We start from the raw sequence: 16,061 nt of genomic DNA, 5'->3' as shown, positions 1-16,061 counted from the left end.
CTTTATGTCAGTGTTTTTGTCGGGAACGATGTATGTGAATATCCTGAATCGAATAATGCATTGTACGTCCCTTGTTTTGAAATATTTAGCAGAGAAGCGGCCGTGTAATATTTCGAAGCAGAAGAAAAAGTGTTGGAGAAATGAACACAATTGGCAGGAAAAGAAGAATAAGGTCTGTGTCGTGACTTTTGCTGCTTTGTAAGTGGTTGTTTGTGATGGTTTTGCGAGGCGTTTTCTCCGTATCTTAACAATTGGTTAATTCCATAATCCCTGACAATCATCACTTTTTATTCAGTTTTACATATGTTCTTTTGCGGCGAAATTAAAGCTCATAAAATAGTTAAGCGATGTTTACAGAAATGTTGGCAGCCAATCGTAGTCTGGTGAAAGTAATCGAAGATTATGCGATCATGACCTTTGGCTTGTTTTTGTTTGCCATGGCATGGGAAGTTTTTATTATCCCGGCGCAAATTACAGGTGGTGGAATCACCGGTGTGTCGGCAGTGGTCTACTATGCTACCGGGTTTCCGGTGAGCCTTACTTACCTCGCCATCAATGTGGTGTTGGTATTGATAGCTATTAAAATTCTGGGAGCCAATTTTGGGGTAAAAACCATTTTTAGTATTGGCGTTGTTACTACGTTTTTTGTGATTTTCGAGAACGTGGTAAAAGAACCTTTGGTAGACGACATGTTTCTTTCGTCGGTTATCGGGGGGATGATCAGCGGCGCCGGATTGGGCGTTGTTTTCTCGCGGGGAGGAAGTACCGGAGGAACCGATATTATTGCGATGATCGTGAACAAGTACCGTAACGTAAGCCCCGGACGTGTAATTATGTTATGCGACGTGGTGATCATTGCTTCGGTATATTTTGTTTTTCAATCGGTTGAAAAGCTGGTGTATGGCTATGTGGTGATGTGGGTGGTTTCCTACTCGCTCGATTCGTTTTTAAGCGGTGCCAACCGGTCGGCGCAAATGTTTATCGTTTCAAAAGAGTACAAAAAGATCGCGGAATACATCAGTCATGAAGCAGTCAGGGGCGTTACGCTCCTCGACGGTTCGGGCTGGTACACCAACAAGGAGGTGAAAGTGATCATGTCGGTGGTGCGAAAAAAAGAAAGCGGTGCCATTTTCCGGTACATCAAAAAAATTGATCCCGACGCATTTATCTCCATGGGAAGCGTAATGGGCGTTTACGGTAAAGGCTTTGAAAAGATCAAAATATAGACCCGAACTCGGATTGAACATAAATTCATGCATTCTAAATAATTAAATTGGCGGTACTTTTTCTAAAGTTTCCACAATGAATGGGTGCTTTTTTAAGTTTTCTTATTTTTGCCACTTATGAAGCGAAGCAGGATGAGAAAAAATTGGAAAGTATGGATGACAACTTTGGGCGCCGTTGTTATTTTGATGATGAATGCCTGTGCTCCCAAATCACCACCAAGAGAAGAAGTAACGATTACAGATACAATCGCAACCATCAAAGAACCCGTTCTGAAATATGGCTTGCCGGTTGATTCTTTTAATCTGGAAGACGGCATCGTGCGCAACAACGAGTACCTCAGTCAGATCCTGAATGAACGGGGTGTTAGCATGGCTACCATCGACCGGATTGCCCGGAAATCGAAAGAAGTTTTTGATGTGCGGAAAATAAAGAGCGGTGGAAAATACACCATTTTTTCTACTTCTGATACTTTGAACGAGGCCCGCTATTTTGTTTACGAAAATTCCGCGGTTGATTACACCGTGTTCGAATTGTTCGATTCGCTGGGTATTTACCAGAGCAAAAAGGATGTGGAAACCCGCAGAACCGTTGCACAGGGAGAAGTAAAATCTTCGCTTTGGAATGCCATGATCGACAGTAACCAGGACCCGATGCTGGCGATCGAACTTTCCGATATTTTTGCCTGGACCATCGACTTTTTTGCGATCCAAAAAGGCGACCGTTTCCGGGTAATTTACGACGAAATTTATGTGGATTCCACCCGGATCGGGATTGGAACCATTCACGCGGTAGAATTTGATCATTATGGTGAGTCGAATTTTGCCTTCTTATTTGACCAGGATGAGCGTGCCGACTATTTTGACGATAAAGGACAGAGTTTGCGAAAAGCATTCCTAAAAGCTCCGCTTCAGTTTTCAAGGATAAGTTCGCACTTTTCAAACAGCAGGTTGCACCCGGTGTTGCGCATTCGTCGCCCGCACCAAGGTGTTGATTATGCTGCCGCCAGCGGTACTCCGGTAGTATCCATTGGCGACGGAACGGTGGTTGCCAAAGCCTACCAGGCAAAAGGAGGCGGAAATTATCTGAAGATCAAACACAACTCGGTTTATACCACTACTTACATGCACCTCAAGGGCTTTGCCAAGGGAATTGCCAATGGCAGCCGCGTAAAACAGGGGCAGGTGATTGGTTACGTGGGAGCCACGGGGCTGGCTACCGGACCTCACCTCGATTTCAGGGTGCAGAAAAACGGAAGTTATGTAGATCCTTTACGCGTAAAAGCACCACCGGTTGAGCCGGTAAAGGAAGAAAACATGCCGCGGTATATGGTTCTGAAAGACTCAATGATGAACGAGTTGGAAAACATCCGCTGGGCCGATGAATTGATTCTCCCGGAAGTGGGCGGAGAAATAGCTTCCACTTCTGATAAATAGCGCATTAATACTCCGATGCCAATTTTTATTACGTTTCCTACTTCCCATATTTAGGGTTCTTGTTAGCAGATGATCGGCTGTTTTTTTGAGCAGCCTTTAACACTTTTGTAGGGAGTGATTTATTTTATACTCCTTGATGTACGGGATTTACATCTCTAGATATCCCATTAAATAAGTCGATATTCGGAGACATAATTCTCAATGCGCTCTTGTCAGCCTGAACAGCAATTGCTTAAGTACTTAATTTGGAAAAGATCTAAAATACTTTTTCACAGTGTGTTGACGTATATAGATATGGGAATATCACTAAATTTAACTGAAACAAACTTAAAAGTATGGGACGAATCGCGCACAAAGTCTACCTGAGTTTTATGGTCTTTGTTACCCTACTTGTGTTTTTTGCACTGACTTTTTACGGCGCGGATTATTACCTGACACCCTTGCACGACCGGCCTGTTCATCCGCAACATGAACTTTTGAAACCCACCGGATTGATCGGTCACGGGATTGGAATGCTGGGATCGGCTTTTATGATTATCGGCGTTTTTACTTACATGGCCCGGAAACGTTTGCGTCGCCTTTCACGCTTTGGCGTGCTGCGAAACTGGCTCGAATTCCACATTTTTTTGTGTACGCTGGGGCCGATCCTGGTGCTGTTTCATACTTCCTTTAAGTTCGGTGGCCTGGTAGCAGTCAGTTTCTGGAGTATGGTAGCAGTGGTTCTCAGTGGCATAATTGGGCGGTTTATTTATTTGCAGATACCGCGCACTATCGAAGGACGGGAGCTTAGTTTGAATGAGTTGAACTCAATGGAATCAGAACTTATTGCCGGGTTAAAAGACAAACACCAAATTGACGCTGACATAATTACTTCAATGAATGCGGCAGTGGCCAAAGCAGGAGAAAAGGAGGGAGTGAACTACCTGTTACGGATTTACCGACGATTTGTATTTGAACGAAAACTGGTGAGGCAATTCCGGAAAGAACTCAAAACGAAAAGCATTAAAGGGAAACACCTTCGAAGTGCCGTTCGTATTTTCAAGTCAAAGATCATTCTGAACCGGAGGATTGCCTGGTTGTCGTCGATGCAGAATTTTCTGCGGTACTGGCACGTTGCGCACCTTCCCTTTGCGCTGGTGATGCTGGTGATCATGATCATTCACGTGATCGTTGCGGTGTTGTTTGGTTACAAATGGATTTTTTAAAGGATGGAAAGTTTCTGGGAGAAAATATTGATCTACGGAGGAGTTGCCTTTTTTTTGATCGGTGTACTTTACATCTACATTCGAAAGCTGAGGCGTGAATCAAAGCTGGTAGAGGAGAAGATCCGTGTGGCAAAAGAAGAGGGGCTGCACGAGCCCGTTTCGCTTCATCCGGTGGTGGATGTAAATTCGTGCATTCAAAGCGGCGCCTGTATTCGTGCCTGTCCCGAACACGATATTCTGGGCATTCGCAACGGAAAGGCAACGGTGATTAATGCCAGCCGCTGTGTTGGGCACGGCGCCTGTTTTCATGCCTGTCCCACACAGGCGATTTCGTTGTTTATCGGGACCGAGAAACGGGGAGTCGACCTGCCGCATGTCAATCAATATTTCGAATCGAATGTGAAGGGAATTTTTATCGCCGGCGAGATGGGCGGAATGGGACTGATCAGAAATGCGGTGGAGCAGGGCAGGCAGGCTGTCAATAACCTGGCAAAGGGAATTCAGTATGAAAGCAAAGCCGATTACGATCTGGTGGTAGTTGGAGCAGGTCCGGCTGGCATTTCTGCCACGCTTGAAGCCCGTCGTCTGAAGCTGAAAACAGTGACTTTGGAACAGGATACGCTGGGAGGAACGGTTGCTTCCTTTCCCCGTGCAAAAATTGTGATGACTTCACCGATGGATTTGCCACTTCACGGGAAGGTAAAGTTGTATGAAACCCAAAAAACAGAGCTGCTTAATTTGTGGGAAAAAGTGACTGCCGATAACGGGATCAGCATCCAGGAAAATAAAAAGGTGGACAAAATAGAAGCCCGAAACGGTCATTTTAAGGTGTTTTGCCACGATGGAGAAGAATACACTACGCAGAAAGTGCTGTTGGCGATTGGCCGCCGTGGGACACCTCGAAAACTGAATGTTCCCGGTGAAGATCTGCCTAAGGTGTATTATCGTTTGCTCGAACCGGAATTTATTTCCGACAAAGATATTCTGATAGTGGGTGGTGGCGATTCTGCGGTTGAATCGGCGTTGCTGCTTGCTACGCAAAATAGGGTAACCTTATCGTATAGGAAGGAAACATTTTCAAGATTGAAATCGAAGAATAATGAGCTGTTGGGAAAAGCTATTTCAGAAAAGAAACTGGAAGTGCTCTTGAACTCAAATGTTACGTCGATTGGCGAAACAGCTGTTTCCTTGAAGTTTGAGGATCGTAAAAGCATGGAGCTCAGGAATGACCTGGTGTACATTTTTGCCGGAGGTGAATTGCCTACGGAGTTTCTGAAAAATGCAGGAATCGAGATCACCCGGAAGTATGGTGAGGCTATTCTGAAACACGAAAAACGCTGAACATGAACAGAAAATTGAAATATGTGCTGCTTCTCACTGGTTTTATGTTGACCGGGGGGATGCTGATTGCTCAGATTTCACCGGGTGAATTAAGCCAGGTTCATGCCCATCTCGAAGGATTGAAGAAATGCACCGAGTGTCATATTTTGGGAGAAAAGGAAACCTCCTCAAAATGTTTGGAATGCCATCAGGAGATCAAAAATCTGATGAATCAAAAGAAAGGTTATCATGCCTCAGCCGAAGTTAAAGGGCAGAAGTGTGCTTCCTGTCACGGTGAACACCTTGGCAAAGATTACAAATTGATTCGTTTTGATGCTGAAAAGTTTGATCATCAGCTGGCCGGTTTTAAGTTGGAAGGAAAGCACGGCACCATCAATTGTAATGATTGCCACAAGGAACATTTGATCCGAAATCTTACATCTCAGAAAAAACAGGGAGGAACTTACCTTGGGCTGGGAACAAGCTGTGTGGATTGTCACGAAGATGTGCATCAGAACACGCTTTCCAACAACTGCGTGTCGTGCCACAATCAGGTTGCCTTTCGCCCGGCTATCGGTTTTGATCACTCCAAAACCAAATTTCAGCTGGTTGGTAAACATCAGACGGTTGATTGCGCCAAGTGCCATGTAAAAGAAGTGAGGAACGGTAAAAACTTTCAGCAATTTGCCGGGGTGAAGTTTGATAATTGTACCAGCTGTCACGAGGACGTACATAAAAATAAATTTGGCAACGACTGCCGGAAATGCCACAACGAATTTTCCTTCACACAAGCCAAAACAGCCACAGGTTTTAATCACAACCTGACTGATTTTCCTTTGGAGGGAAAGCACGTTGTAGTGAATTGTAAGAAGTGTCACACGAGCGGAAGTTACACCCGGACATTGAAATTCAAACGCTGCACGGATTGCCACAGCGATTACCACGAAAAGCAATTTCAGAAAAACGAAGTTTCGCCCGACTGTTCGGCATGTCACTCGGTAAATGGGTTTTCGCCTGCTTCTTTTTCCATTGAACGACACAATCAGTCGGGATTTAAACTCGAAGGTGCACACCTGGCCACGCCTTGTTTGGCCTGTCACAAAACCGGTGAAAAGTGGAACTTTAAACTTCCCAATCAACGCTGTGTGAATTGCCACGAAAACGTTCATAAAAATGCCTTGCCTGAAAAATACATGCCGGATTCAGAATGCCGTTCGTGCCATTCTGTTGATAACTGGAAATTGATTGCGTTCAACCACGATCAAACGTCGTTTAAGTTAAGCGGGAAACACGCTGGGGTAAGTTGCCGCGATTGTCATTTCAGGCGAGATAACGGAGTTGTAAAACAGCAGTTTTCGAACCTGGCTGAAAGCTGCGAAAACTGCCACGAGGATATTCATTTCAAACAATTTGAAGCTCTGGGGAAAAATGATTGTGCGCGGTGCCATACCTTTAATAACTGGTTGCCCGACAAATTCAATCATGACAATGCACGGTTCAAACTCGACGGAAAACACAGCGGCTTGCAATGTGCAGCTTGCCACCAACCGACCGATGATTTGATCCGGAATTACATCGTTTACAAATTTAAAGACATAACATGCGCAAGTTGTCATTAATACTGGGAATGCTGTTGACAGTTACTGGACTAAGTGCACAGGACAGTCCGCACGGCGATGAACTGAAGTTTGATTGCCTGGATTGCCACACGACAGAAGGATGGACTTTCGCTGCCTCAACAGCAAAATTCAATCACGATCAAACTACTTTCCGGCTTGAAGGAGAGCATCGGACGACTGACTGCAAATCGTGCCATACCTCGCTGGTTTTTTCGCAGGCGAAATCGAACTGTGTGGATTGTCACACCGACATGCACAACACAACGGTGGGGATGGATTGTGCCAGGTGTCACACCCCCAAATCGTGGCTGGTTACCAACATTACCGGGTTGCACCAGGGCAGTCGATTCCCCTTGCTGGGAGCGCACAATACGGCCGATTGTTCCGACTGTCATACTTCCGTTTCCAACCTGGAGTTTCAGCCACTGGGTGTGGAATGTATCGATTGCCACCGTCCTGACTACCTGGCTACCACCAATCCCAATCATCAGCAATCCGGGATATCCGTAAACTGCTTTGAATGCCACAGAATCGATGCTTTTACCTGGACTTCAAAGGGACTTAATCACGATTTTTTTCCGCTTACAAAAGGACACGAACTAAATAATTGTGCGGCCTGTCATACGAGTGGCGTGTTTGAGCCGGTGTCAACCGATTGTTACAGCTGTCACCAGAATGATTTTGCATCGGCCAGCAACCCAACGCATAACAATGCCGGATTCACGATCCGGTGTACCGATTGCCACACCACCGATCCGGGTTGGAAGCCTGCGAAATTTGACATTCACGATGATTACTATTTTCCGATCTATTCGGGCAAGCACCGCGGAGAATGGAACAATTGCACTGATTGCCATACACAACCGGCTTCGTATGCGGCTTTCAGCTGTATTAGCTGTCACGAACACAACCAAGCCGAAACAGACAGCCACCACCGTGAAGTGAATAATTATACGTATACGGCAACGAGCTGTTATTCTTGTCATCCCAATGGATTTGCCGAAGATGATTGATCCGGAAAAACATATCAGGTTGCTGATGTTTCTGTTGTCTCTTTTTGCAGTGACATTAGTTGGTAAAGCCCAGGAATCAAGGGATTTGACAGAGGGCCGTGTATCCTACCTTTCTGGGGAGAATATTTATGTGAGGTTTGAAAGCACGGAAGGCATCGAAAGCGGAGATACGCTTTTCATTCGAAATGCAGAAGGCCTTTCCCCTGCACTTCTGGTTCAGCATAAATCCTCCATCTCGTGTTTGTGTAAGTCAATCGCTGAAATAAAGGTAGAAGCTGCTGATCTGATCTACGCCCGTTTAATACAAAGTCGGCCTGTTCCTTCCGAAAAAATACCCGTCGAAGTAGTTCCTGAGAAAGATGTAAGTGAAGAAGCGCTCACTGCTTCACATCCGAAGCCGAAAATGACAAGCTCTCCCAATTTTTCAGGCAGGTTAATGCTTTCATCGTATTCCAATTTTAGTAAGCAAGGAAGCGATTCGCACCGGTTTCGCTATACTTTTGCTTCCAGTTATTCCAACATCGGTCATTCAAAAATATCCTTTGAAACCTATGTTTCGTTTACGCATAAATTGAATGAGTGGCAGGTTGTCAGAGATAATCTGAACGATGCCCTGAAAATATATGCGCTGGCCATAAAATACGATGTGAATGAGCAGGCTTCGGTTTGGGTGGGGAGAAAAATCAATCCCCGGATTGCCAATGTTGGGGCGATTGATGGAATCCAGTTGGAATATGCTTTTAAAAGTCTTTTTGTAGGAGTAGTTGCAGGCTCTCGACCCGATTATCTGGACTATGGATTCAATAGTAATCTTTTTGAATACGGCGCTTACCTGGGGCACAGTCAAAAAACAGCCAATGGTTATGTGCAGTCGTCGCTGGCCTTTTTTGAACAGCGAAATTCGGGAAACACCGACCGGCGCTTTTTGTATTTTCAACACACCAATTCGTTGGTGAAAAACCTGAATGTATTTACGTCTCTTGAGCTCGACCTGTACAAGTTGGAAAATGAGCAAAGCGTCAATACTTTGAGTCTGACCGGCCTGTTTTTCTCTTTGAGTTACAGGGCCTCGAGACAACTTTCACTTTCGGGTTCGTACGATAACCGGAAAAATGTGATCTACTACGAGACTTTCCGTAATTATGCCGATGAGGTTTTAACACAGGCCAGCCGCCAGGGAATACGTGGAAGGATCCATTACCGGGCTTTGGATTACCTCATGGTTGGGGCTTCGGCCGGAACGAGGTTTTCAAAAGATGATCCGCGAAACACCAATACCTACAATGCTTTTGCAACGTGGTCGCGTGTTCCTGTATTGGATGCATCGCTGAATATTTCTGCAAACCTGATGCAAACTCCCTACCTCGACGGACAGGTTTACGGAGCACGTCTGACAAAGGATTTCTCGCAGAAAATGAGTATGATGCTGCATTATCGCTGGGTGGATTTTAAGTACGTGAACAGTCGGTCTACACTTATTCAGCATATTGGAGAACTGGATTTTAGTTATCGTTTCAACAAAAAATTCTATCTGTCTGTTAATTTTGAAGCAACTGTTCAGAAAGAAGATATTTATAATCGATTATATTTAAGCCTGAGAAAAAAGTTTTGAATCAATATCACAAACAGAATAAATTAAAAAATGATGTACAAGTTAAGACTAATCTCGTTAATCGTACTGGCCGTTTTTGTGCTGGGTGCATGCGTTCAGAATAAAAACCCTCAACAGGCGCAGAGTGTGGCGCAAGCCAATCAAAATCTTTTTGAAGTGACAGAGGTGGTTCAGGGTAAAACCTATACCTATCTGAATGTAAAAGAAAACATGGCCGACCGCTGGGTGGCAGTTAGCTACCAGGAAGCAAAGCCGGGTGATGTGTTTTATTACGACGAAGCGCTTCAGATGACCAATTTCCACAGCAAGGAGATCGACCGTACCTTCGACGTGATCTATTTTGTAAACCAGATCAGCAAAACTCCGCTAGGAGGGCAGGGAGGACAAGCAATGGCTGCTGAAATGCCGGCCAGTCACAGCGGGAAAGTAAGTGCACACAGCGAAGAAGTGGAAATGGAAAAAGCGGAAGGCGAACTTACCATTGCCGATGTTTTTGCCAAAAAAGCTGATTTGACCAGCGAGGAATTTGAAATTCGCGGAAAGGTTGTAAAAGTAAATGAGCAGGTAATGGGGAAAAACTGGGTGCATATCCAGGACGGCACGTCAAGCGGCGATAAGTTCGATTTAACCATTACAACACAAGCCGAAGTGGAAGTGGGAAGTGAAGTTACTTTTAAAGGAAAACTTACGCTGGAAAAAGATTTTGGTGCCGGCTACTTCTACGATGTAATTATGGAAGATGCCACGCTGGTTACCAAAAAGGTTTCCTAAACAATATTGCTTAGCTGATTTATGTTGGATTTCTTTTTTCAAGTCTCAAAACTTATATCTTTGTATGTAAATATTTAGATATTTGAAATGGAATTCAAAAAGCTGGAAATAAAAGAAGAGGGAAACTGGATTCAGCGCAAACTGAGGAACCCACATTTCCGAAAAACACTTATTTATATGGCAGTTGGTGCCGTTGGTGGATTCATATTTTATTATGTTTCAGAGGGGATGAGCAGGGATGTTATGCCAATGGGCGATATCATACAAAGTATTGGTGTGGGAGCTTTTCTGGGCTTTTTTGTAACCAATAGTCCTTGTGCCAGGGGACGGTGCTGAATTTAAATAGTAAAAACATACGTTTTAGATCAGGCAGGCCGGGTAAATATTTATCCGGCCTGTTTATTTTAGGTAGCTCAATACTGATATTCAGACAGATTGATTTTGTAATTTTAAGTCAAAATCAAGACTATTAATTTATACACAAACGACTACCGGAATGAAATTACCACTTGCTCTTGGATTGATACTTGTTCTGATGGCCTGCTCTCCCCGGAACAAAGAACCGCAAAAAGATGAAGCGACTTTAAAACACGATCAGAAAATGGAGTGGTGGCGCGATGCCCGTTTCGGAATGTTTATCCACTGGGGGCTTTACGCCGAACCCGCCGGCGAGTGGAAAGGAGAGCGTATTCCCGGAATTAGTGAGTGGATTATGTGCAACGCAAAAATTCCGGTAAAAGATTACGAAAAGCTGGCTGAAAATTTTAACCCGGCAAACTACAACGCCGAACAATGGGTAAAGCTGGCAAAATACGCGGGTATGAAATACATCGTAATTACTTCGAAACATCACGATGGATTTGCCATGTTTCATTCAAAAGCCAGCAAATACAACATTGTGGATGCCACACCTTTTGATCGCGACCCGTTAAAGGAGCTGGCGGATGCCTGTAAAAAATACGGGATAAGGCTCGGTTTTTATTACTCGCAGGCGCAAGACTGGCACGAGCCCGGCGGAACTTACCGAAACAGCGACAAACAGCCTCACTGGGATCCGGAGATGCCAAAAGCTCCCCTGATGGATTATATTGATTCGAAAGCCTTGCCGCAGGTAAAGGAGATTCTGGAGAATTACAGAGGCCTTGATATTCTTTGGTGGGATACGCCGTGGGGAATGACCGAAGAAGCAGCCCAAACGCTTCAGAATGTGGTGAACGATTATCCGGACTTGATTACCAACAACCGGCTTTACAGACCCTGGCCCGGCGATTTTTCTACTCCGGAGCAGCACGTGCCGCCAACGGGACTCGATTACGATTGGGAGGTTTGTATGACCATGAACACCAGCTGGGGGTACAAGTGGTACGATGATAATTGGAAATCGGGTGAAGAGTTGATAAAAATGCTCGTGGATATTGCGAGTAAAGGAGGCAATCTTTTGCTGAACGTAGGTCCAACGGCTGAAGGCGAATTTCCGGAGCCCAGCATCGAACGGCTAAAAGAAATCGGAAACTGGATGCAGCAAAACGGAGAATCGATTTACGGAACATCGGCCAGCCCGTTCTTTAAACTGCCCTGGGGAAGGTGTACCATGAAAGAAACCAAGAGCGGAACCAATCTTTACCTTCACGTTTTTGACTGGCCTAAAGATGGTATCTTAACCGTTCCCGGACTGGATACGCGGGTGAGCAACGTATATTTGCTGGCCAATCCCAAACAGTCATTTGCCTGGAAATTTGAAGACGGGAACCTGAACATTCATGCTCCTTCGGTTATCTTCGATGAAATAAATACCGTGGTGGTGGTGAAAACCAAAGGTGGAATAAAAGTAAATAGCAACCAACCCAAATTAGTGGAAGGACGGGTGTTGCTCCCGGCTGACTTTGCCGGCATTTACAACCCCGGTTACGGACAGCATGCCGTGCTGAAAGGGAAAGGCACCGAATCGGTTATCACAGGTTGGGTAGACAGAAATGCCCGTTTAGAGTGGGTGTTTACAACAGCTGAAGCCGGTACCTATAAACTGGAAGCGCTGGTGAAATGCGAGGAAGACAATATGCTGAATATATCGATAGGAGACAATAATGTTCAGGCAAATATTCGGGCAACCGGTGATCGCTTTGATGTGGTCAACCTCGGTACCATTACCATTGGTGAGGCTGGAGATCAGCTTATCGGACTAAAGCCGGAGGCTTCCAACTGGAACGGAATGGAACTGATGTACCTCGAGTTGATAAAGGAATAGTCTGATATTAGCTGACTATTAAAAAGGATGACATCTCTCAAAAAAGATGTCATCCTTCTTGTTTTCGGATATTACTCACTCATCATTTGGTTCAGGAATATTTATACAACTATATTATCTTGTTAATAGGAACTACTCAACTTTAATGAAATAGCTACTAGAGATAGGTATAATATTGTCTAATCCAAACTGAGAATCAAGTTATATTCAACTTCATCTGATTTGATTTCTTATTTATAGTGATAGCTGATATTGGAAAATTTAAATCTGTCTAGTTTGAGTTGTATCTAATGCACATTACCGAAGGAATTTTGGTGATAAAAAAAGAGCTGTAATTGGTAAATCGGTTGTTTTATGTTTTTTTATTTGATAATTAGTTGTTGTTTAACTACCTCCTTATTAAAGGATAAATGCAGAAAATAAGTACCAGACTCCAAATCGTTAGTGTCAATATTTACACTAAGTGATTTTGATCGAAGCGATTTTCTTACTGTTCCGTTTTTATCCAAGATTTGCACAAGGTACTCTTCTGATATTTCATTATCAGCTTCTTTGGATTTTTTAAATGAGATTTTGTGTTTCTTAGATGATTCATCCGATTGCATTTCTGTTGTTAGGTTCGCGTCAGATAGAGATACATTAACGTATGTGTCAGCAGGATTCGGACTTAAGGTCATCATAAACATCCCACAGTTAACTGCCTGAAGCTCAAGTTTTGGGTACTTCCATTCACTCCAACCACAGCTATTTTTTGCACGGATAGTAAAATAAACGGTATTGCCAACAGAATATCCATACATTGGTGCAGATATCTGCACATCTTCCATTGCTACTTGAGGAAGTTCAACCATTGGATGTTGAATAATCGTCCAGTCTAGCGCGTCCCACTCATATTCAATAACTCCAGCAAAGGGATTATTGTACAAGGCCTTCCCATCGTTGGGGAAATCTAGGCAAATCTGATTTTGACTTGGATAGTAAGGGCCAACATTATAATAGCTTATTTCGTCGGGGGAAGGTACGCCATACCAGACCTGTTTCACCGTTTCATCACTGTCAATGTATCCAGTAGCACTCGCTTTTACTTTAATATTACCCGTTCCTGCCCCAGAAGGTTTATAAATTGTCACAGATGTTTCAGTACCCGTATATGTGGTAATATATTGGCCGTTTTTGTAAATTTTCAGGCCATTGGTCACAGTCCAAGTGTATGTGTCTGCCGGAGAATTACTGCTGGATATAGAATACACCGTGTTACTGCAAATGAGACCCAATCCACTAATTGTTGGAGGATTTAGTTTTCGGTTTATAATTACTGTGTCCCATTCACTGTAAAGGCTTCCACAAGCAGTGCCTTGAGGGTTATAAGTCCGATAGGCAATCCATCCTGGTTGGTCTCCCGATATTGAATATGAATAAGTATAATATCTAATACCAAATTCAACATTTTCATTATAATTTGTACGGGAAATATTATTAGATCTTTGTTCATTATATGTGACCTCAGAGATGCTATTCAATAAAATGTTAAATGAGTGCGTCCCAACTAAAATATTTTTATCAGTTAAGCCAGAGCCAGCAGGAGCTGGTACTATTATAATATTAAAATCCTGCGTTTGAGCACTATTTAAAATTATGCGTCCTAAATTATTATTGTTGTTGTCCCAACGAATTGTAACCTTTTTATTAATGCTGGAAACATTCATGATTATACTGGTGCTGTCTCCACTAAATAAATATGAGCTTGCAGGTGCAATAAAAACACCGTTTTCTATAGTAAGAATTTGGTTGTTCCCATAGTAACTTGATTGAATGGTATATTCAATTTCCTGACCAGGACAGACATTCACATAGTCAGGTAGAACAATCTTCTGGGAAAATGCAGAATTTAGAAAGAATAAAAAGAAAACCACAGTTAACGTGAAGAATAGATTTTTCATTTTTCTAAGATTTGGTTAAATAATTAGTATTAATTGCAGTAGGAAATGTCTGGAGGATATGAATTAAGCGTGCGTCCAGGAAACCTACTTTGCATAAAGTTATAATCCCCTGCTTAAAATTTAAATGATAAATATCACTTAATGCGATATAGTGTGTTAGTAGTCAGGCTCTTTTGTTAAAAATAGAATCGTTTTTAGAAGAAAAACGATTCTATTTTTGTGTTCTCTTTCAAAGTTTTATCCTTTGGAAAAGATTGTTGTTTAAACTATTTATTCATTTCCGCAAAGTACTTGTAGAACAACGGAATGGTTTTAATGCCGTTGTAAAACTGTTCCAGCGGATAGTTTTCGTTAGGTGAGTGAATCGCATCCGACTCCAAACCAAATCCCATCAGTACCGATTTGATTCCCAGGATTTTCTCGAACGAAGAAATAATAGGGATACTGCCGCCTGAGCGCACCGGAACCGGACGTTTGCCGTACACATCGGTGTAAGCCTTTTCGGCAGCCTGGTAAGCCGGAATATCAATCGGGCAAACATAAGCCGGACCGCCGTGCAGTGAAGTCACTTCTACTTTTACTGATTTGGGGCCAATGCTTTCAAAATGCTCCTTGAACAGAACTGCAATTTTTTCATGGTCCTGATCGGGCACCAGGCGAGTTGATATTTTGGCAAATGCTTTGGACGGGAGTACGGTTTTTGCACCTTCTCCAGTATAACCGCCCCATATTCCGCAAACATCAAACGAAGGACGGATTCCGGTGTGTTCCATTGGCGTAAATCCTTTTTCTCCGGCCAGCTCTTCTACGTCAATGGCTTTTTTGTAGTCATCAACATTAAACGGAGCACGTCCGAGCAGTTCGCGTTCTTCTGCCGAAACCTCCAGTACATCGTCATAGAATCCGGGGATAGTAATCCGCCCATTTTCATCGGTCATTTGTGCAATCATTTTCGAAAGCACATTGATTGGGTTGGCAACAGCCCCACCAAATAAACCGGAGTGCAGGTCGCGGTTAGGGCCGGTTACTTCCACTTGCCAGTAAGCCAGTCCGCGCAAACCGGTAGTGATCGATGGTTTGTCTGGTGCGATCATCGAAGTATCAGATACAAGAATCACATCAGCTTTTAGCATTTCCTTATTGGCTTCGCACCAGGCAGGTAAATTGGGTGACCCAATTTCCTCTTCGCCTTCAATCATAAATTTTACGTTGCAGGGCAGCGTATTGGTTTTTACCATCAGCTCAAACGCTTTTGCATGCATCATGCTTTGCCCTTTATCGTCGTCGGCACCGCGCGCCCATATTTTTCCTTCACGGATTTCGGGTTCAAACGGCGGCGATTTCCACAGGTTAACCGGATCAACCGGCATTACATCCATGTGGGCATACACCAAAACAGTAGGCAGTGTCGGATCGATTATTTTTTCACCGTAAGCAACCGGATTTCCTTTGGTTTCATATACTTCGGCTTTGTCTGCTCCGGCCGAAAGCAAAGTTTGCTTCCAGTATTCGGCTGCCTTGTACATGTCTTCCTTGTGGCTTTTTTCTGAACTGATCGACGGAATCCGGATCAACCCAAAAAGATCTTCCAGAAAACGGTCTTTGTTTTCTTCAACGTATTTATTGATATATTCCATAATAGTGCAATTTTTTATGAGTGTGGAAAATAGGGTTTT

The 16,061-nt window shown here is 43.7% G+C and carries 12 protein-coding genes; 10 read left to right on the top strand and 2 right to left on the bottom strand.

Annotated features, from left to right (window positions below; translation table 11 throughout):
- Positions 1–347: 347 nt before the first annotated feature.
- The 10 genes from INQ51_RS02790 to INQ51_RS02745 all read left to right on the top strand — a co-directional run bounded on the left by INQ51_RS02790 (position 348) and on the right by INQ51_RS02745 (position 12,445).
- Positions 348–1,226, top strand: a complete 879-nt coding sequence (locus tag INQ51_RS02790; RefSeq protein ID WP_206610035.1) for a YitT family protein — start codon at positions 348–350, stop codon at positions 1,224–1,226.
- 132 nt (positions 1,227–1,358) lie between these two features.
- Positions 1,359–2,660, top strand: coding sequence for a M23 family metallopeptidase (locus INQ51_RS02785; protein ID WP_233376372.1), 1,302 nt, complete (start codon positions 1,359–1,361; stop codon positions 2,658–2,660).
- A gap of 335 nt (positions 2,661–2,995) precedes the next feature.
- Positions 2,996–3,865, top strand: coding sequence for a hypothetical protein (locus INQ51_RS02780; RefSeq protein ID WP_233376371.1), 870 nt, complete (start codon positions 2,996–2,998; stop codon positions 3,863–3,865).
- Between the two features lie 3 nt (positions 3,866–3,868).
- Positions 3,869–5,206 (top strand): NAD(P)-binding domain-containing protein, encoded by a 1,338-nt coding sequence (locus INQ51_RS02775; protein WP_233376370.1) that lies wholly within the window; start codon positions 3,869–3,871, stop codon positions 5,204–5,206.
- A 2-nt stretch (positions 5,207–5,208) separates the two neighbouring features.
- Positions 5,209–6,804 carry a cytochrome c3 family protein gene (locus tag INQ51_RS02770; RefSeq protein ID WP_233376369.1) on the top strand — a complete coding sequence of 532 codons (1,596 nt, stop codon included), beginning with the start codon at positions 5,209–5,211 and terminating at the stop codon, positions 6,802–6,804.
- Positions 6,786–7,817: a hypothetical protein gene (locus INQ51_RS02765; RefSeq protein ID WP_233376368.1), complete on the top strand. Its 1,032-nt coding sequence runs from the start codon at positions 6,786–6,788 to the stop codon at positions 7,815–7,817. The genes INQ51_RS02770 and INQ51_RS02765 overlap by 19 nt, the downstream gene beginning before the upstream one ends.
- Positions 7,810–9,429: a hypothetical protein gene (locus INQ51_RS02760; RefSeq protein ID WP_233376367.1), complete on the top strand. Its 1,620-nt coding sequence runs from the start codon at positions 7,810–7,812 to the stop codon at positions 9,427–9,429. Before INQ51_RS02765 ends, INQ51_RS02760 begins: the two co-directional genes overlap by 8 nt.
- A 30-nt stretch (positions 9,430–9,459) precedes the next feature.
- Positions 9,460–10,200 (top strand): hypothetical protein, encoded by a 741-nt coding sequence (locus tag INQ51_RS02755; protein WP_233376366.1) that lies wholly within the window; start codon positions 9,460–9,462, stop codon positions 10,198–10,200.
- Positions 10,201–10,287: 87 nt separating this feature from the next.
- Positions 10,288–10,536, top strand: a complete 249-nt coding sequence (locus INQ51_RS02750; RefSeq protein WP_233376365.1) for a hypothetical protein — start codon at positions 10,288–10,290, stop codon at positions 10,534–10,536.
- Positions 10,537–10,696: 160 nt separating this feature from the next.
- Positions 10,697–12,445, top strand: a complete 1,749-nt coding sequence (locus INQ51_RS02745) for an alpha-L-fucosidase (RefSeq protein ID WP_233376364.1) — start codon at positions 10,697–10,699, stop codon at positions 12,443–12,445.
- Positions 12,446–12,807: 362 nt separating this feature from the next.
- Here the strand turns inward: INQ51_RS02745 and INQ51_RS02740 are convergent, their stop codons facing one another.
- Entirely contained in the window at positions 12,808–14,385 is a 1,578-nt protein-coding gene (locus INQ51_RS02740) for a T9SS type A sorting domain-containing protein (protein WP_233376363.1), read from the bottom strand.
- Positions 14,386–14,651: 266 nt separating this feature from the next.
- Positions 14,652–16,022 carry a dipeptidase gene (locus INQ51_RS02735; protein ID WP_233376362.1) on the bottom strand — a complete coding sequence of 457 codons (1,371 nt, stop codon included), beginning with the start codon at positions 16,020–16,022 and terminating at the stop codon, positions 14,652–14,654.
- Positions 16,023–16,061: the final 39 nt, after the last annotated feature.

Origin of the sequence: Maribellus sp. CM-23, from assembly GCF_021354595.1 — a bacterium.
GTDB lineage: Bacteria > Bacteroidota > Bacteroidia > Bacteroidales > Prolixibacteraceae > Draconibacterium.
This window is presented reverse-complemented; position numbering and strand designations above follow the sequence as displayed.

What these genes read in the sequence shown, in the direction of transcription:
- INQ51_RS02770 (WP_233376369.1), top strand. Translation starts at nt 5,209, where the DNA reads ATGAACAGAAAATTGAAATATGTGCTGCTTCTCACTGGTTTTATGTTG.
- INQ51_RS02750 (WP_233376365.1), top strand. Translation starts at nt 10,288, where the DNA reads ATGGAATTCAAAAAGCTGGAAATAAAAGAAGAGGGAAACTGGATTCAG.
- INQ51_RS02775 (WP_233376370.1), top strand. Translation starts at nt 3,869, where the DNA reads ATGGAAAGTTTCTGGGAGAAAATATTGATCTACGGAGGAGTTGCCTTT.
- INQ51_RS02790 (WP_206610035.1), top strand. Translation starts at nt 348, where the DNA reads ATGTTTACAGAAATGTTGGCAGCCAATCGTAGTCTGGTGAAAGTAATC.
- INQ51_RS02780 (WP_233376371.1), top strand. Translation starts at nt 2,996, where the DNA reads ATGGGACGAATCGCGCACAAAGTCTACCTGAGTTTTATGGTCTTTGTT.
- INQ51_RS02760 (WP_233376367.1), top strand. Translation starts at nt 7,810, where the DNA reads ATGATTGATCCGGAAAAACATATCAGGTTGCTGATGTTTCTGTTGTCT.
- INQ51_RS02785 (WP_233376372.1), top strand. Translation starts at nt 1,359, where the DNA reads ATGAGAAAAAATTGGAAAGTATGGATGACAACTTTGGGCGCCGTTGTT.
- INQ51_RS02765 (WP_233376368.1), top strand. Translation starts at nt 6,786, where the DNA reads ATGCGCAAGTTGTCATTAATACTGGGAATGCTGTTGACAGTTACTGGA.
- INQ51_RS02745 (WP_233376364.1), top strand. Translation starts at nt 10,697, where the DNA reads ATGAAATTACCACTTGCTCTTGGATTGATACTTGTTCTGATGGCCTGC.
- INQ51_RS02755 (WP_233376366.1), top strand. Translation starts at nt 9,460, where the DNA reads ATGATGTACAAGTTAAGACTAATCTCGTTAATCGTACTGGCCGTTTTT.
- INQ51_RS02740 (WP_233376363.1), bottom strand. Translation starts at nt 14,385, where the DNA reads ATGAAAAATCTATTCTTCACGTTAACTGTGGTTTTCTTTTTATTCTTT.
- INQ51_RS02735 (WP_233376362.1), bottom strand. Translation starts at nt 16,022, where the DNA reads ATGGAATATATCAATAAATACGTTGAAGAAAACAAAGACCGTTTTCTG.